The organism is Bacillus sp. TCT6 (assembly GCF_056033845.1).
The window spans coordinates 4,347,874-4,365,562 of record NZ_JBVYHX010000001.1 but is presented as its reverse complement, the minus strand read 5'-3'; the positions used below and the strand labels follow the sequence as shown (position 1 = coordinate 4,365,562).

The following is a 17,689-nucleotide window of genomic DNA, read 5'->3' as shown; positions in this document are numbered from 1 at the left end:
GGTGTTTGTCCTGTTGAAAAAATGTTGAGAATTTCTCAACAGTAAAAGAATTAGCGTTGACATGAAACCAAAAGGTGTTATATCATCAAAGTACAACCAAAAGGTGTTATGTTATAACGCGGAGTAAAGGAGAATGAAAATGGAACAACAAAATACATTAAATGATATTAAACAAACAATCGTTTTTAACGCGTCTATTCAAAAGGTATGGAGTGTAGTATCAACTGCAGAAGGGATTGCGTCATGGTTTATGCCAAATGATTTTGTATTAGAGGTAGGACATGAATTTCATGTGCAATCACCATTTGGGCCATCACCATGTAAAGTGTTAGAAATTGATGAGCCAAACCATTTATCTTTCTCATGGGATACAGATGGCTGGATTGTTTCATTTAATTTGAAAGACTTAGGAGATAACAAAACAGAATTTACGTTAATTCACGGCGGCTGGAAATATCCTGATGAAATTCTTCCGAAAGCAAATGCGAAGAGCTCTATTATTCGCGATAGAATGAGCGGTGGTTGGGTAGCGATTGTAAATGAAAAACTGAAAAAGGTTGTCGAAGGCTAAGTGTCCTCGTCAGCAGCGAAATATGATGTATTTCAAGCAATTGCTGATCCAACCCGCCGAGAAGTAATACGGTTATTAAGTGACAAAGAGTTACCGATTTCCAAAATAACGGATCATTTCCCGATGAGTCGTACTGCGGTTGTAAAGCACCTTCATATTCTTTCGGAAGCGAATTTAGTAAGTGGAAGAAAAAGCGGAAGAGAGAAGATATATCGTTTGCATCCAGAACCATTAGAAGAATTACAACAGTGGCTCTCGTATTATGAGCGTTTTTGGGATAATAAATTATCCATGCTGAAACATATTGTGGAGAATGAAGAGTAGATGTTATGTAAAAAGGATGACCAAAATGGTCATCCTTTTTATTGTTGCTCACTTGTTTGTGTAGCTGGCTTTAATAAAATCCAAGCGATAATTAATGTACATACTGCTAATACGAAAGTGCTCATATAAATGACGTGTACGCTTGATGCTAATGCGGATTGTGATTCGGTTACTACGTTTGCTGTAGTACCGCCATGTCCACCAGATACAAGATCAAGATTTTTAATACCACGTGCGTGAATCATCGTATTGAAGATTGTACCGAATATTGCAGCACCTAACGTTTGACTAAATGTATTAATAAATGTGTTTAAACCAACAGCTGTTCCGCGTGTATGAGCTGGGACTGCTGCTTGAATTGTTACCATATAAATCGGTGTCACAAGCCCCATTCCTAAGCCGAATAATCCAACTGCTACATAAATAAGGAACGATGGTGAATTGGTTGATAGTGTAAATAATAAGAACGTAGCGACTGATAAAATGCTAGCCCCAAGTAAAATGATTTGTTTCGTTTTTAATTTGCCTACTAAGTTACCAGAGAAAATAGCGCCAAATGTCCACATAACAGGGATTGGCATTAAAATAAGTCCAGCTTCTGTAGCGTTTTTTCCTAATACACCTTGGCTCCAGATTGGTAGGTACATTGTAATACTAATAATCATTGCGCCAGCAATAAGAGTTAATATATTTATCGTAGATAATGTACGGTTAGAGAAAAGTGTTAAAGGAATTAATGGTTCCGGAGATTTTTTCTCGATGAACAAGAAAATAATGAATGAAATAGCGGCAAAGATTAATAGGCCGATAATTGTCATGTCTCCCCAGTTTTGCTTACTGCTACCTGTTAATAATGCATATAGTAGAGCGATTGTACTTAATGAAAAAACTGTTGCACCAAGATAATCGATATGGTGTTTAGCGGGCTTAATAGATTCTTTGTAGTAAATTGCAATCATTAAGCAAGCGATAATTCCAAATGGAACGTTTAAGAAGAAAATATAGCGCCAAGAAAGGGAATCAACTAAAAATCCACCTACTAACGGTCCGATAACACCGGATACACCCCAAACGGCACTCATCCAACCTTGTGCTTTCGCGCGGTCTTTCGCTTCGCTATATAAGTCTCCAATTATCGTCATTGTGATTGGCATAACAGCACCAGCACCGATACCTTGAAGAGCGCGGAAGAAAATTAATTGTTCCATCGATGTAACGACTCCGCAAAGTGCAGAACCGACTAAAAAGATTGTAGCTCCGATCAGTAAAACTTTTTTACGGCCGAATAAATCAGCGAGCTTTCCGTATATTGGAGTCGAAACAGCTGTTGCAAGCATATAAATTGCATATACCCAACTAACAAGTTCGACGCCTGACAAATCACTCGTTATACGAGGGATTGCTGTACTAACAATCGTTCCTTCTACCGCAGAAAGAAACGTCATTAACATTAAAGACATCATGACTTTTTTTCTCATTTGTTTTCCCCTTACCCTTTTTTAAATATTCAACAATATAAAATATAAAGGTACTAAGGTATATAAAGCAACAAAAAAGCAATGGAAAGTTACATGGAGCAGATGTTTGTCGCTTCTTGTCGGTAAGTCGATATATTTGAGAAATCGCCGATAATGATTTCATGGCAATATTAAAAAAAGAAACAGGAATCCCTGTTTCTTTTTTAATATTGCATTTTCGCGTTTTCTCCAGCTGTCGTTCCAGCAATTCTACCAGTAACGAGGGCTGATGTAATATTATAACCACCAGTATAACCGTGAATATCAAGAACTTCTCCACAGAAATATAAGCCGTTCGTGAATTTAGAAGACATTTCTTTCGGATTAATTTCTTTCACGGATACACCTCCGCCAGTAACGAATGCTTTTTCAATTGATTGCGTACCATTTACATTCACAGTAAACTCTTTAAAGTCTTTCACAAGTGCACGAATCTTTTCGTGAGAAACTTGTCCAGCTTGTTCACTACCGTCAATTTCATTTTTTTCTAATAAGAATAGGAAGTAACGTTCAGGGACATAACCTTTTAAAACGTTTTTAATTCCTTTTTTCGGATCTTCTTTCATTTGTTTCAGCATGCGCTGAAATAGTTGCTCACTATTTTCCTCTGGCAATGCATCAATACTCATTTGTATTGTGTTCGTTTTAAACTTTTTCAGTGCTTTCACGACGAATTGACTACAGCGAAGAGCAGCAGGACCAGATAGGCCGAAATGAGTGAAGAGCATGTCCATTTTGTGAGAAATGATAGCTTTTCCTTTCGGGTTTAATACGCTTAAGTTTATATCACGTAAAGCAAGACCTTGTAATGAGCGATCACGTATAAACGGCTCGTTTGACAGGATAGGTACTTCTGTTGGGAATAATTCTGTAATTGTATGACCTGCTTTTTCAGCCCAAGCGTATCCGTCTCCAGTGGAACCAGTTTGAGGAACGGATTTTCCGCCAACAGCGATAACGACATGATTTGTTTCTAACACTTCGCCTGTTTGCAGTACAACTGCCTTCGTTTGACCATTTTCATATTCAATCGTTTCAACAGGCGTATTTGTACGGATTTTTACACCTAAGTCTTTTAATCGTGTTAAAAGTGCATCTACAACAGATTGCGCTTTGTTTGACACGGGGAACATGCGACCGTGGTCTTCTTCTTTCAATTTAACACCAAGATTTTCGAAGAATGTAATAATATCTTCATTATTAAAAAGAGAAAAAGCGCTGTATAAGAAGCGACCGTTTCCTGGTATATGTTTAACAATTTCATCAAGTGGTAGACGGTTCGTTACGTTACAGCGTCCGCCACCAGAAATCGCAAGTTTACGCCCAAGTTTATTTCCTTTATCAAGAAGCAAGACATTTGCGCCTTCTTCTGCAGCACCAATTGCAGCCATTAGCCCAGAAGGACCGCCGCCGATGACAATAACATCATAATGCATAATATATCGACCTCATTTTCTACATTTCCTGCCTAAAAGAATAGCATGTTTTCCGTTAAAAGAAAAATAGAGTGAAGTACTGCTTAATGAGAGAATTGTGGTACAATACAAAAGTTAGAGTTCAGCACTATCCTGCTATTTGTAGGCGATAAGACTAAAACCTCAAGATTTAGGAGAAGTAAATAGGGAGTCTGTTAGCCTGTAAATGCTCGAATGGTTCAACTAATAATCAGTGGAGAAGAACACCTCACTGATTAAAGTTTCATTTTATGTAGATGTAGGAGGATTTTTGTATGTCCGATTCGAAATTTCTGCGCGGAACGCTTATTGTTACGCTAGGGACATTTTTAGTAAAGTTCTTAGGCATGATTTACGTCTTTCCGTTTCATGCATTAGTAGGTACAGAAGGCGGAACGCTCTATACATATGGATACATTCCATATACGATCTTTTTAAGTATCGCAACGGCAGGTGTGCCGCTTGCTGTTTCAAAATTTGTTTCCAAATATAATGCGCTTGGCGATTATAAAACGAGCCGGAGAATGTTCCGCTCGGGAATGGTTATGATGATAGTAACAGGAGTTCTTTCGTTCCTAGTACTGTACATGACGGCACCGTTGTTTGCAGAAGCGATGCTTGGTAAACAAAGTATACACAATAATGTAGGAGAAGTTACGACGATCATTCGTCTTGTAAGTTTCGCACTTATTGTTGTACCAGCAGCGAGTTTAATTCGTGGTTATTTCCAAGGTCACCAGTCTATGGGACCAACTACCGTTTCACAAATTATTGAACAAATTATTCGTATCGTCTTTTTATTAGCAGGTAGTTTTATCGTTATTAAAGTACTTGGCGGTACAGTTGCAACAGCAGTTGGAGTAGCGACATTTGCTGCGTTCGTTTCAGCGGTTGGAGCACTCGGTGTGTTAATTTGGTACTGGTTAAAACGTAAAAAATATTTGGATCAATATTTAATTGAACAAACTGTACCAGAATCAACAGTAAGTACTGTTCAATTGTTTAAAGAGTTATTCGCATATGCGATTCCTTACGTTGTAATTGGGTTAACAATTCCTTTATATCAACAAATTGATACATTGACATTTAACTCAATTATGCAGGCGATTGGTCAAGGTGATATCGCAGAGCGAGCGCTGGGTATTTTCACAATGTGGACGCATAAGTTAATTATGATTCCTGTATCACTTGCAACAGCGTTTAGTTTAACGCTTGTACCAGCAATTACAAAATCATTTACTGAAAAACAATACCGCTATTTGAAATTACAAATTACACAAACATTCCAGGCAAATATGTTTTTAACATTGCCAGCAGTTATCGGTATTTCAACACTTGCATATCCAATTTACACTGCTTTCTATGACTCAGATCCATTAGGTGGACAAGTATTAATGTGGTATGCACCAGTTGCATTGTTATTTGCTTTATTTACAGTAACAGCGGCAATTCTTCAAGGGATTAATCAGCAAAAGCATGCAATTGTCGCGCTTATTATGGGTGTTATTTTGAAATTTGTATGTAACGTAATCTTTATTCGTTATTTCGGTACAGTAGGAGCAATTCTAGCGACCGCAGTTGGTTTCTTAGCTTCTGTTTGGTATACAAATCGACAAATTAAAAAATACGCACACTATTCATTCGGTGTTGTATATAAAAGAACATTCCAAATTGCAGTACTGACACTTATAATGGTCGTTGCTGTAAAACTATCACAATGGCTTCTATCCTTCATGATTTCGCCTGATGGCCGTATTGGTGCTCTTATAACAGTTGCGATTTGTGCAGGTATTGGTGGTCTTGTTTACGGATTGTTAGCAATTCGCACAGGAGTACTTGAAAGAGTATTTGGCGGAGAAGCATTAGATAAAATTCAACGTAAACTTGGTAGTAGATTTAAAATAAAGTTGAAATCAAGAGGGGCGTAATTACGTCCCCTTTTCTATGATAAATAAAGAAGGTGAAAAACGTGAGATTAGATAAATTATTAGCGAATATGGGATATGGAAGTAGAAAAGAAGTAAAGAAATTATTGAAAGATGGCGTTGTGAAAATTGATGGAACGCCAGTAAAAGATGCGAAAGTTCATGTAAATGTAGAAGAGCAAGAAGTTATGATTCACGGTGAAGTTGTGGAATACAAAGAGTTTGTTTACTTAATGATGCATAAACCACAAGGTGTTATTTCAGCGACGGAAGATGATAATCATGAAACAGTAATAGATTTATTAGAATTAGAAGATGCAATCTTTGATCCGTTCCCAGTTGGACGACTTGATATCGATACGGAAGGTTTCTTATTGATAACAAATGATGGGAAGTTATCACATCAATTATTATCTCCGAAAAAGCATGTGCCGAAAAAATATTATGCACACGTTGCAGGAGTAGTAACAGAAGAGGATGTAAAAGAGTTTGCTAAAGGTGTTATTTTAGACGATGGCTATGAAACAAAGCCAGGTGCGCTTACAATATTGAAAAGCGATGATATTTCTGAAATTGAGCTTGTGATTACGGAAGGGAAATTCCATCAAGTGAAGCGTATGTTTGAAGCGGTAGGGAAAAAAGTAGTCTACCTAAAGAGAACAGAGATGGGTCCGTTAGTATTAGATGAAGAACTAGAACTTGGACAATACCGAGAGCTAACAGATGAAGAAGTAGAAATGTTAAGAACATATCAAGTAGATACTGAAAAGTAGTACCTTTATAGGTACAGAAAAAACCCCTTTCTAATAGTTAGAAAGGGGTATGTATTTATTTACATACAATTATTTTTCGTTATGAGGTCATTCTCACTTTCTTTCCTGTTGTTGTCCACTTACCGCGGCAAGGGCTATACACGAGTTCATTAAACTGCAACACATTTAGATCACGTTGTATCGTTCGCGGTGTGATCCCGAACTCATCTACAAGGTCTTTCGTCGTTACCGTTCCGTTTTCATTGATGTACATATAAATTGATTTAATGCGTGTTAGCATACGAGTAGTTGTAGGTTTCAAGAGAAAACCACTCCTCTACTAGTTTTTTTGACCCCATTCAGGAAAGAAGGTCGTTACTACCATTGTACTCTACATGATAAAATTCATGCTTTAATCTACTTAAATTTTACAAAAGTTTAACAAAAATTCATATAGAAAAATATTGGTAGTTGACATTGTATATATGGTCAGTCAACTAACACATAAAATTCTACGTAAAACGCCAAATTCCTGCAAATTTTTTTGAAAAAATAAAAGAAAAACTAATAAGAAATGTCTGAAATATTACAATTGTTCGGTATTTAGTTTTCGTGTATGGCATAAGGGATTTCGGTTTGCTATGATGAAAGAGATAATATAGTGAAGGATGGATGCGTGATGTCAGCGATTAATTGGACAGAAGAAGTTGCAAAACGAAAAGATGATTTAATTCGTGATACACAACAATTTTTACAAATTAAAAGTGTATGGGAAGAAGAATCGGCGAAAGAGGGCGCACCATTCGGTGAAGGGGTAGAAAAAGCGCTATCTTTCATGTTACATAAAGGAGAAGCTGAAGGTTTTGCTTCTAAAAATTTAGAAGGATATGCAGGTCATCTTGAAATGGGACAAGGAGAAGAATTAGTAGGTATTCTTTGTCACGTTGATGTTGTACCAGAAGGAGATGGCTGGACGACTCCCGCATATAGTGCGGATATTCGCGATGGAAAGATTTTTGCACGTGGTGCAATTGACGATAAAGGCCCAACGATGGCAGCATATTATGCGATGAAAATTGTGAAAGAATTAGGCTTACCTCTTTCAAAACGTGTTCGTATGATTATAGGAACAGATGAAGAAAGCAATTGGAAATGTGTAGATCACTACTTTAAAAACGAAGAAATGCCAACAATCGGTTTTGCACCAGATGCAGATTTTCCAATTATTAATGCAGAAAAAGGAATTTCTGATATACAAGTTGTGCAAAATGGTAGTGAAGAGAAAAAAGGTACATATGAACTTGTTTCATTTGATTCAGGGCGACGTTTAAATATGGTTCCTGATTTTGCAGAAGCGGTTATTACAGGAGAAGATGTAAATGCACTTACAGTAGCATATGAAGAGTATTTACAAACTGCTAAAAAAATAGGGGAATCGACTATAGAAGGTAATACAGTGACGTTGCAAATAAAAGGAATTTCAGCGCACGGATCTACTCCTGAAAAAGGAGAAAATGCAGGTTTATTATTAGCAAACTTCTTGACTACAGTTTCACTTGATGGAAAAGCAACTGCATTTGCGACATTTGCAACAGAAACATTTACTGGTGATATTTTGGGTGAAAAAGCTACTATTGCTTATAAAGATGAAATTAGCGGTCCGTTAACAGTGAATGTTGGTCGCCTTTCTTATACGAAAGAAAACGGTGGTAACTTAGGGCTAAACGTACGTTACCCAGTTACAACTAACTTTGAAGAAACAATTGCGAAGTTGAAAGAGTATGTTGGTACGCATGGATTTGAAGTAGCTGACTATTCTAATTCACGCCCGCATCACGTTGATAAAGACCACGTATTAATTCGTACGTTACAACGTGTATATGAAGAACAAACAGGTGAAAAAGCAGAACTATTAGCAATTGGCGGAGGTACTTATGCTCGTTCATTAAAAGCTGGTGTGGCATTTGGACCGCTATTCCCTGGAAAGGAAGAACTTGCGCATCAAAAAGATGAGTACATTGAAATTGAAGACTTATTAAAAGCAACAGCAATTTATGCGCAAGCAATTCATGAATTAGCGAAGTAAAGTGAAACTTTAATCGCCGATATATGAATAATGACCGCTCTCTACTTTAGAGGGCGGCTTCTTTTTAATTGAATGAGATAAGAAAGAAAAGCAACAATAGAAAGAAGGAGACGGTGCACATGGATAGGCATTATTTTGTCGCAATTACGTTACCAAATCATATAAAAGAAGTGCTGTCTAACTATAAAGAGGATACGAATGAGAAATTACCATTTCGCTCGTGGGTACATAAGGAAGATTATCATATTACCCTTTCCTTTTTAGGAGGTGCGACAGAAGAACAGTTAAAAGGGATAAAGAATGGATTACAAACACTTATAAAAACAAAAGAACTATCGTTCACGTTACAAGGTTTTTCAACGTTTGGTAGGGAAGATCAGCCCCGTATTCTTTGGGCGAAGGTAAGTGAGAATCATGATTTGTTTCAGTTACAAAAGCAAGTACATGCCATTTGTGAAGAAAATGGTTTTTCTCTAGAAACACGCCCGTATCATCCACATATTACTGTTGCTCGTAAATGGATAGGAGAAGAAAAGTTTCATTTAGAAAGTATAAAAGAAGTGCCTGAAATATCATTTCAAGCAGATACAATTACTTTATACGAATCCCACGTGAAAGAAACCCCGAAGTATAAATCGATTGCTGAAATAAAATTACAAAAATAGAATGTTGAAAACGTTTTTTATGCAGGTGAATATACTATAGAGAAGAATGGAGTTACTGTATAGAGTCTTGTTGATAAGAAAAGTCTTATCATTTGCAGCTCATTTTATCTCGCCTGATTGGTGAAGGCTAATAATAAGTGAGGATGGAAAAATTTTCTCGCTCATTAAAGTTTCACTTTATTTTAACTTTGAGAATGATGGTGATTTTTTTATGTTGAAAGTAAAACGTCCATTTGATGCCTATTTAGATGAAATGAATAAAATTACAATTTTGCTCCCACATGCGTATGGAACAAGTCGGACATTTCGTTTGCAAGAAGGAAGTAATGTGAAAGATTTACCGATTGCTCATACTATTGCACTTCCAGATGCAACGAAGTATGAGTGCTTTATAGAAGAGCCGCTAGATGTGGGGAAGTATTATACAGTACGAGATGAACGGAATGAAGAAACGGATTTACAAATAGGTGCTGTTATTCGAACAACAATTTTCGATGAAAAGTATTATTACGAAGGTACAGATTTAGGTGCTGTGTATCAAAAAGAAGAAACGACATTTAAAGTATGGGCTCCAACCGCAAGGCTTGCGAAAGTAAGAATTTATAAGAGTGATAAAGAATATACCGATCATGAAATGTACAGAGAAGAAAACGGAGTTTGGATTCAAACATTACAAGGGGATTTAGACGGAGCATGCTATACATTTCTTGTTTGTATTAATTTAATATGGAACGAAGCTGTGGATCCTTATGCAAAGTCGGTGACGGTAAACGGCAAACACGGTGTTGTTATCGATTTAGAAAAAACGAGTGTAACAAGACGAGAGGGATTACCACCATTACAATCAATGACAGATGCCATATTGTATGAACTGCATATTCGTGATGCGACTATACATCAAAATAGTGGAGTGAGTCAAAAGGGAACATATAAAGGATTGATGGAAGAGGGAACAACGGGACGGAACGGGACGTTAACAGGGTTGTCTCATATAAAAGATTTAGGTGTTACACATGTTGAACTATTACCTTTATATTGTTTCGGTGGTGTAGATGAGGCGAATCCTTCGTCCGCCTATAATTGGGGGTATAATCCATTATATTACAATGCACCAACAGGATTTTATGCTACAAATCCCTCTGATCCGTATAACAGGATAGTTGAGTGCAAACAACTAATTGAAACATTTCATGAACAAGGTATTAGGGTGATCATAGATGTTGTATATAATCATGTTTATGAAAGAGAGCTATCATCATTTGAAAAGCTTGTTCCAGGCTATTATTTTCGTCATGGTGAAGATGGTATGCCTTCTAATGGGACGGGAGTCGGAAATGATATAGCGTCTGAACGGAAAATGATGAGGAAATTCATTGTAGAGTCTATTTTATATTGGCTTACTGAATACAATGTCGATGGATTCCGATTCGACTTAATGGGAATTTTAGATGTTGATACAATGAATGTGATAGAAAAAGAAGTACGAAACATAAAACGAGATGCTTTATTATTAGGAGAAGGATGGGATTTACAAACACCACTTCCTGCCAAAGAAAAAGCAACGTTAAATAATGCGAAGAACATGCCGCATATTGCGCAGTTTAATGATCAATTTCGTGATGGGATAAAAGGGAGTACATTTCATATAAACAAGCGTGGTTTTGCATTTGGTGGGTCTGTAGACTGTAATCATTTGCAGTATATTGCAGCAGGAAGTCTTTTAAGTATGAAAGAAACAGGGCTGTTTCTAGAGCCGGCGCAAAGCATTAATTATGTAGAATGTCATGATAATATGACGATGTGGGATAAACTAGTGCGCAGTAATGAAGAATCAGAAGCGATTTTGAAAAAACGTCACCTGCTAGCGAGCGCAATGGTTATTCTTTCACAAGGCATTCCTTTCTTACATGCAGGACAAGAGTTTTATCGTACGAAGAAAGGAAATGAAAATAGTTATAATGCAAATGATGAGATTAATCAATTAGATTGGGATCAAAAAGAGAAAGAGATAGAGACTGTTAACTATATAAAAGGTTTAATTGCGATTCGTAAAGAGCATGGGGCATTCCGATTACAAAACGCAGACCTTATAAAAAAACATATGACTTTTTTACAAACATCTACAGAAGTACTTGCATACCACCTGCAAAATGTAAAATCGTTTGGACCGTGGAAAGAGATTGTCGTTTTATTTAATAGCGGTTTAGAAGCTAAAACGGTGCAACTTCCGAAAGAAGAAACGTGGCATGTGTTAGTAAACGAAAACGAAGCGAAAATAGATCCAATTTCTTCATTTAGAGGAAAGGAACTTAGGCTCGCTCCAATTAGCACGTATATATTGACGATAATGTGACAAATCGCTACTTGACGATGAGAATGTAATAAATGTAGAATTGACAAAGGTGACGATTTTGATAAGTTGTCATTCTATGACAGGTTTTGTAAAATAAAATAGAGGATTTTTGGCCTAGGCTAATTTTTCTTTTCATTTACAGTAAAATATATGAATCCACAACATGTGTAGAAATGTTGCGGTTTTTCTTTTCATAACTATAAAAGATAAGGATTTGTTAACGGGTAATGAATATGGAATGGTTGGAACAATTATTAGGAAAAGAGTGGAGTCTTGTACCGGCTGGTGGAGTAACGGGCGATGCATATATTGCGCAAAACGGACAACAGAAGTTATTTTTAAAGCGGAATACATCGCCCTTTTTAGCGGTATTGTCAGCAGAAGGAATTGTTCCAAAATTACTTTGGACAAGAAGGGTAACGAATGGTGATGTAATTTCTGCTCAAAAATGGCTTCCGGGACAGAAGCTAGAGCCAGAGGATATGAAACTAGAACGTGTTGCGAAACTTTTGAAGAAAATACACTCCTCTAAAGCGCTTGTACAGATGATTCAAAGACTTGGGAAGCAGCCGCTTCACGCACAAGAGTTATTACAACAACTGCAACTCGTTTTAAGAGGAGATATAAGGGATGATGAAACAATTCAGCAAGGCCTTCAATATTTAATGGGTTCATTAAAAGCTATTGAATACAATGAATTTGTTGTATGCCATTGTGATGTAAACCATAACAATTGGATATTGTCGGATGAAGATGAGTTGTTTTTAATTGATTGGGATGGAGCTGTAATTGCTGACCCGGCTCTAGACCTTGGTATGTTATTATATTGGTACATTCCGCGCCAGGAGTGGAGTGAGTGGCTCGGTTTTTATGATATTGAAATGGATGAATCGCTGCTTAGGCGTATGAGATGGTATGTGATAGCACAAACGATTTTGTCTATTCAATGGCATACAACAAAAAAACAGCAAGCAGAAGCTGAATATTGGCATCAATATTTACAGCAACTACTTGCTTCAGAATAATACTTAAGAAAAATTGTCCATTCCAGCAATCCACTGAGTAAGTTGTTCTTGATTATTGGAAATATGGTTGTCCAAATTAGAGGAAGATTTACCCGATTGACTATAAGAATATACATCGTTTAGCATTGTTTTAGCGTCACTACTTATATTATCGTTTGCGAGTAACGATTGAATGAGGCGCTCTAATTGCTCGCATTCTGAAACTGTCCCGCAGCAATCACTTTGGTGGTTGACTAAAATATCTTTCAGCACTTCTAATTGATGTTGTTGATTAATTGGCATGAACGGATCATCCTTTCGATTGTTTTTCTCTTCAAATGTAAGAGAAAAAGCTGTTTCGTCATGGAATGTTTAATGCTGTATGTAGTTTTTATCAAAATGGTACATCTTATACTTGAAAGAAACGGACCGAGTGCTCGTACGTACTTGGTTTTTTGTTTGGTAGATTAATTAAAAAAAGAAAGAAGGAATTATTCCTTTAAAATAGTTTTGTAAAGAGAGGGAGACATCTATGCGTTTAAGACATAAACCATATGCAATGGATCGAATTAACGAGTATTCACATATCGTAATCGGAAACCCAGAGGAGCGCGCTGGTAACTGGAAAGAAGTATTTGGAAATGAACAACCAATTCATATTGAAGTAGGTACAGGTCGTGGCCGCTTTATGTATGATATGGCAAAAGCGAATCCACATATTAATTATATTGGAATTGAAAAATTCACAAGTGTTGTTGTAGATGCACTTGATAAATTAATTGAAGAAGAAGTGCCGAACTTAAAGTTAATTAATAAAGATGCTGAAGATTTAACAGTTTTCTTTGCAAAAGGTGAGATTGATCGCGTTTATTTAAACTTCTCAGATCCATGGCCAAAGAAGCGTCATACGAAGCGTCGTTTAACGTATAAAACGTTTTTACGTAATTATGAAGAAGTGTTAGTAGAAGGCGGAGAAATTCATTTTAAAACAGATAACCAAGGTTTATTTGAATATTCTCTTATGAGTATGGCTGAGTATGGTATGTTACTAACGTACTTAAGCTTAGATCTTCATAACAGCGACTTTGAAGGTAACATCATGACTGAATACGAAGAGAAATTCTCTAGTAAGGGTCATCGTATTTACCGAGTTGAAGCAAAATATCGTACAGAGCCTATGCAGTAATGCATAGGTTTTTTTATGCCTAAAATAATCAGAATTTTATGTTAAGATTAATTAAAAGGGGGATGTGTAATGGAACAGTTACAAATTGGAGATATAAAAGTAACGTGGTTAAAAGGCGGAAATACACATTTAGATGGAGGGGCAATGTTTGGTGTTGTGCCGAAAGTACTTTGGTCACGTAAATATAAACATAATGACACAAATCATATTTACTTACGAACAGATCCGTTACTTTTACAAACGAAAGATGGAAATATGCTCATTGATTCAGGAATAGGAAACGGTAAGTTGAATGAGAAGATGAAACGAAATCAAGGTGTAACAGAAGAATCATCGGTTTATGAATCGTTAGAAAAACAGGGATTAAAGCCTGAAGATATTCAATATGTTTTAATGACACACCTTCATTTTGATCATGCATCTGGTCTAACAAAATGGGAAGATGATCACCTTGTACCGGCATTTCCAAATGCGAAAGTTTACGTAAGTGAAACAGAGTGGAATGAAATGAGGAATCCAAACATTAGATCACGTAATACATATTGGAAGGAAAATTGGGAGCCAATTGTAGATCAAGTTGTTACGTTCCAGCAAGAAATAGAAATTACAGATGAAATCAAGATGACGCATACCGGTGGTCATAGCGATGGACATGCAGTTATCGCTTTGGAGAGTCAAGGAGAAACGATGCTACATTTAGCAGACCTATTGCCGACACACGCGCATCAAAATGTATTATGGGTAATGGCATACGATGATTATCCGATGACTTCGATTGAAAATAAGCAAAAGTGGATGAAGTATGGTGCTGAAAAAGAGGCGTGGTTTACGTTTTATCATGACGCATATTATCGTGCTGTGAAGTGGAATGAGGAAGGACATATTGTAGAAAAAATAGAACGGAAAACGAGTATAGAAGCTTAAAAAGAGGAGATTGTTCCATCATATTTGTTGGAGCAGCTTCTTTTTTATTATCGGATTTTGTCGGTAAGTCGATATATTCGGAAAATCGCTGATATAATTTTAATCAATACCCACAATTTCAAAAAAATAAGAGGTTCACCTAATGGGAACCCTCCTTTTTATGCTGCTATAACTTCTAAAACAGTACCTGTTTTAGCATCAACTAAAAATTCAAATCGTTCTTGTATATCATCTAACATTGTTGTAAGACCGCCGCGATAAACTTCATATGCGACATCATATTTTTCAAATGTCTCTGGAACCATATGTACCCAAGAGCCAGTAATTTCACCTTTATGACTTAATGCTTGTTTCACCATTTTCAATGCTTTTTCTGAAGAAATATGGGATTGTTCTTGTACTTTGTTTGCAACGAGATAACCAGCTGCGAACCCAACGCCAAGACCTGCTACTAAACCTTTCCAACTCATATATTCACCTCAATTCTATAAAATAAAAATAGTGTACCAATAATAATTATAAAGCAAATACAGTTAAAAAAGAAGAAACTAGAAACATTTCGAAAATTTCGTTACAATAAAAGAGGTATTCTACTAAGGTTTGAAAGAAGGGGACTTCGTGAATAAAGAGACATTACAATTATTTCGTACGTTAACAGAATTACAGGGGGCATCAGGTTTTGAACATGATGTACGCCGTTTTATGAAACAAGAATTAAGCAAATATGCGGATGAAATTGTACAAGACGGTTTAGGTAGCGTATTTGGTCTGAAAAAAGGGGACGAAACTGGCCCGCGTGTTCTTGTAGCAGGTCATATGGATGAAGTAGGTTTCATGGTTACACAAATTACGAAAAATGGAATGCTTCGTTTTCAAACGTTAGGCGGCTGGTGGAGCCAAGTTTTATTAGCACAGCGTGTACAAGTTATGACGAAGAATGGTCCTGTTATTGGGGTTGTTGGTTCTATTCCTCCTCATTTATTAAGTGACGCGCAACGTGCAAAACCGATGGATATAAAAAATATGTTAATTGATATAGGTGCAGATAGTTATGAAGATGCGATTGAAATTGGTGTAAAACCAGGACAACAAATCGTGCCGATTTGCCCATTCACACCGATGGCAAATGAGAAGAAAATTATGGCGAAAGCTTGGGACAACCGTTACGGATGTGGTCTTGCAATCGAATTGTTAAAAGAATTAAAAGATGAAACATTACCAAATACATTATATTCTGGTGCTACTGTACAAGAAGAAGTAGGCCTTCGCGGAGCGCAAACAGCTGCAAATATGATTCAACCAGACATTTTTTATGCGCTTGATGCAAGTCCAGCAAACGATGCATCTGGTGACAAAACGCAGTTCGGTCAATTAGGAAAAGGTGCTCTTCTTCGTATTTACGATCGCACGATGGTAACACATAGAGGAATGCGCGAATTCATTTTAGATACAGCAGAAACAAACAATATTCCGTACCAATACTTTATTTCACAAGGTGGTACAGATGCGGGCCGTGTACATACAAGTAACTCTGGTATCCCATCAGCAGTAATTGGTGTTTGTGCACGCTACATTCATACGCATGCTTCAATTTTACATGTTGATGATTATGCAGCGGCGAAAGAATTAATTACGAAGCTTGTAAGAACAACAGATAAAACGACGTTAGAGACAATTAAGAATAACGCGTAGAGAAGAAGGGCGAAAAACCCTTCTTTTTTTAGGTTGAATAGATGACCCAGCGATGATTGGGAGCGGTCAGTGCTTAATTGGTGTTCGAATGATGTATGAAGACTCCAAGTAGGAAGTGAGAGGAAGGCTGTTTTTGTTTTCGAAGACGGTAATGTTGCTAGAAAAAACCTTCTTTTTTAGGCTGAATAGATGACTTGGTGATATGTGGTAGTGGTTGATACTTAATTCGTATCTGATGCGGATATTAGAATAGAATGATGAATTTTTATAGAGGTGAACGAAATGAAAGTAGTAGTTGGATCGAAGAATAAAACGAAAGTTGGTGCTGTGGAGAAGGTTTGGAAAGAGGCTACAATTACATCTCTCTCTGTTCCTTCAGGAGTAGCAAATCAGCCGTTTTCAGATGAAGAGACGATGCAAGGAGCGATTAATAGAGCGAAGCGAGCGCTAGAGGAAGGAGAAGCTCCAATTGGTATTGGGCTAGAAGGCGGTGTGATGAAAACGGAGCACGGTTTATTTATGTGTAACTGGGGCGCGCTAGCAACAAGTGATGGGAAAGTATTCGTGGCTGGAGGAGCGCGTATTACGTTACCAGACGATTTTTTAGCACCTCTTGAAGATGGCAAGGAGTTAAGTGAAGTGATGGAAGAGTTTGTACATAGAAAAGATATTCGTAGTCACGAAGGAGCGATTGGTATTTTTACAGATGATTATGTCGACCGCACGGAATTATTTGTACACGTTGTTAAGTTACTTGTTGGGCAATATAAGTATGACAAAAAGCAAGCATAAACCTTGCACCATGCGCGATGTATGGTAGTATAAAAGAAAGATTATAACATGAAAAATGCACTCGTTAGAGGAGGAAATATAGATGAAGTCATTAGAAAGCATGGAGCAATTCCAACAATTAAAAAATGAAGAGAATGTAGTCTTTATGTTCTCAGCAGAATGGTGCCCAGACTGCCGTTTTGTAGACCCATTTATGCCAGAAGTAGAAGAGAAATATAGTGATTTCTCATTTTACTATGTAGATCGTGATGAGTTTATTGATCTATGTGTAAAATTAGACGTATTTGGCATTCCGAGCTTTGTAGCGTACAATAAAGGTGAAGAAACTGGTCGCTATGTAAACAAAGATCGTAAAACACAAGAACAAATCGAAGAGTTCATTGAAGGTTTAAAATAAGGCAATTTGCCAATTGAATTGTAAAACAACCTCTACCTTCGCGGGGG

The 17,689-nt window shown here is 36.9% G+C and carries 18 protein-coding genes; 13 read left to right on the top strand and 5 right to left on the bottom strand.

Going from position 1 to position 17,689, the window contains the following annotated elements; all coding sequences use genetic code 11:
• Positions 1 to 139: 139 nt before the first annotated feature.
• Together AC0ONG_RS22335 and AC0ONG_RS22330 are read left to right on the top strand one after the other, a co-directional pair.
• Positions 140 to 571, top strand: a complete 432-nt coding sequence (locus AC0ONG_RS22335) for an SRPBCC family protein (RefSeq protein ID WP_474204103.1) — start codon at positions 140 to 142, stop codon at positions 569 to 571.
• Positions 572 to 895, top strand: a complete 324-nt coding sequence (locus AC0ONG_RS22330) for an ArsR/SmtB family transcription factor (RefSeq protein ID WP_000098837.1) — start codon at positions 572 to 574, stop codon at positions 893 to 895. It abuts the gene before it with no gap.
• Positions 896 to 933: 38 nt separating this feature from the next.
• Here AC0ONG_RS22330 and AC0ONG_RS22325 read toward each other — a convergent pair whose 3' ends face one another.
• Positions 934 to 2,373 (bottom strand): MDR family MFS transporter, encoded by a 1,440-nt coding sequence (locus AC0ONG_RS22325; RefSeq protein ID WP_001228024.1) that lies wholly within the window; start codon positions 2,371 to 2,373, stop codon positions 934 to 936.
• A 203-nt stretch (positions 2,374 to 2,576) separates the two neighbouring features.
• The gene (locus tag AC0ONG_RS22320) at positions 2,577 to 3,848 is read right to left on the bottom strand and encodes a BaiN/RdsA family NAD(P)/FAD-dependent oxidoreductase (protein ID WP_000558871.1); all 1,272 of its coding nucleotides are present in this window, start codon (positions 3,846 to 3,848) and stop codon (positions 2,577 to 2,579) included.
• Positions 3,849 to 4,141: 293 nt separating this feature from the next.
• On the opposite strand from AC0ONG_RS22320, the gene AC0ONG_RS22315 reads away from it, so the two are divergent.
• Together AC0ONG_RS22315 and AC0ONG_RS22310 are read left to right on the top strand one after the other, a co-directional pair.
• On the top strand, positions 4,142 to 5,794 hold the full coding sequence (locus tag AC0ONG_RS22315) for a putative polysaccharide biosynthesis protein (protein ID WP_001284026.1): 1,653 nt from the start codon (positions 4,142 to 4,144) through the stop codon (positions 5,792 to 5,794).
• Positions 5,795 to 5,835: 41 nt separating this feature from the next.
• Entirely contained in the window at positions 5,836 to 6,564 is a 729-nt protein-coding gene (locus AC0ONG_RS22310) for a pseudouridine synthase (RefSeq protein WP_001234948.1), read from the top strand.
• Between the two features lie 79 nt (positions 6,565 to 6,643).
• Here AC0ONG_RS22310 and AC0ONG_RS22305 read toward each other — a convergent pair whose 3' ends face one another.
• Positions 6,644 to 6,865 (bottom strand): DeoR family transcriptional regulator, encoded by a 222-nt coding sequence (locus AC0ONG_RS22305; RefSeq protein WP_000805512.1) that lies wholly within the window; start codon positions 6,863 to 6,865, stop codon positions 6,644 to 6,646.
• Between the two features lie 357 nt (positions 6,866 to 7,222).
• Here AC0ONG_RS22305 and pepV point away from each other — a divergent pair, with 357 nt between their 5' ends.
• The 4 genes from pepV to AC0ONG_RS22285 all read left to right on the top strand — a co-directional run bounded on the left by pepV (position 7,223) and on the right by AC0ONG_RS22285 (position 12,672).
• Positions 7,223 to 8,629 carry a dipeptidase PepV gene (gene pepV, locus AC0ONG_RS22300; RefSeq protein ID WP_001274235.1) on the top strand — a complete coding sequence of 469 codons (1,407 nt, stop codon included), beginning with the start codon at positions 7,223 to 7,225 and terminating at the stop codon, positions 8,627 to 8,629.
• 119 nt (positions 8,630 to 8,748) lie between these two features.
• On the top strand, positions 8,749 to 9,294 hold the full coding sequence (thpR, locus tag AC0ONG_RS22295) for an RNA 2',3'-cyclic phosphodiesterase (protein WP_000373845.1): 546 nt from the start codon (positions 8,749 to 8,751) through the stop codon (positions 9,292 to 9,294).
• A gap of 211 nt (positions 9,295 to 9,505) precedes the next feature.
• Entirely contained in the window at positions 9,506 to 11,647 is a 2,142-nt protein-coding gene (gene pulA / locus AC0ONG_RS22290; protein WP_000921762.1) for a type I pullulanase, read from the top strand.
• A gap of 227 nt (positions 11,648 to 11,874) precedes the next feature.
• Positions 11,875 to 12,672 carry a phosphotransferase family protein gene (locus tag AC0ONG_RS22285; RefSeq protein WP_002081999.1) on the top strand — a complete coding sequence of 266 codons (798 nt, stop codon included), beginning with the start codon at positions 11,875 to 11,877 and terminating at the stop codon, positions 12,670 to 12,672.
• Between the two features lie 3 nt (positions 12,673 to 12,675).
• Here the strand turns inward: AC0ONG_RS22285 and AC0ONG_RS22280 are convergent, their stop codons facing one another.
• Entirely contained in the window at positions 12,676 to 12,954 is a 279-nt protein-coding gene (locus tag AC0ONG_RS22280) for a YtzH-like family protein (RefSeq protein ID WP_001122235.1), read from the bottom strand.
• A gap of 229 nt (positions 12,955 to 13,183) precedes the next feature.
• On the opposite strand from AC0ONG_RS22280, the gene trmB reads away from it, so the two are divergent.
• Together trmB and AC0ONG_RS22270 are read left to right on the top strand one after the other, a co-directional pair.
• Positions 13,184 to 13,837, top strand: a complete 654-nt coding sequence (gene trmB / locus AC0ONG_RS22275; RefSeq protein ID WP_001239383.1) for a tRNA (guanosine(46)-N7)-methyltransferase TrmB — start codon at positions 13,184 to 13,186, stop codon at positions 13,835 to 13,837.
• Positions 13,838 to 13,906: 69 nt separating this feature from the next.
• Positions 13,907 to 14,761, top strand: coding sequence for a YtnP family quorum-quenching lactonase (locus AC0ONG_RS22270; protein WP_000436873.1), 855 nt, complete (start codon positions 13,907 to 13,909; stop codon positions 14,759 to 14,761).
• Positions 14,762 to 14,919: 158 nt separating this feature from the next.
• On the opposite strand, the gene AC0ONG_RS22265 is transcribed toward AC0ONG_RS22270, so the two are convergent.
• A complete protein-coding gene (locus AC0ONG_RS22265; RefSeq protein ID WP_000118541.1) occupies positions 14,920 to 15,231 on the bottom strand; it encodes a PepSY domain-containing protein in 312 nt (103 codons plus the stop codon).
• 148 nt (positions 15,232 to 15,379) lie between these two features.
• On the opposite strand from AC0ONG_RS22265, the gene AC0ONG_RS22260 reads away from it, so the two are divergent.
• The 3 genes from AC0ONG_RS22260 to AC0ONG_RS22250 all read left to right on the top strand — a co-directional run bounded on the left by AC0ONG_RS22260 (position 15,380) and on the right by AC0ONG_RS22250 (position 17,642).
• Positions 15,380 to 16,453, top strand: a complete 1,074-nt coding sequence (locus AC0ONG_RS22260; RefSeq protein WP_001031517.1) for a M42 family metallopeptidase — start codon at positions 15,380 to 15,382, stop codon at positions 16,451 to 16,453.
• 282 nt (positions 16,454 to 16,735) lie between these two features.
• Positions 16,736 to 17,245: a DUF84 family protein gene (locus AC0ONG_RS22255; protein WP_016099039.1), complete on the top strand. Its 510-nt coding sequence runs from the start codon at positions 16,736 to 16,738 to the stop codon at positions 17,243 to 17,245.
• An 82-nt stretch (positions 17,246 to 17,327) separates the two neighbouring features.
• The gene (locus tag AC0ONG_RS22250; protein WP_000838193.1) at positions 17,328 to 17,642 is read left to right on the top strand and encodes a thioredoxin family protein; all 315 of its coding nucleotides are present in this window, start codon (positions 17,328 to 17,330) and stop codon (positions 17,640 to 17,642) included.
• The last annotated feature ends 47 nt before the right edge of the window (positions 17,643 to 17,689 follow it).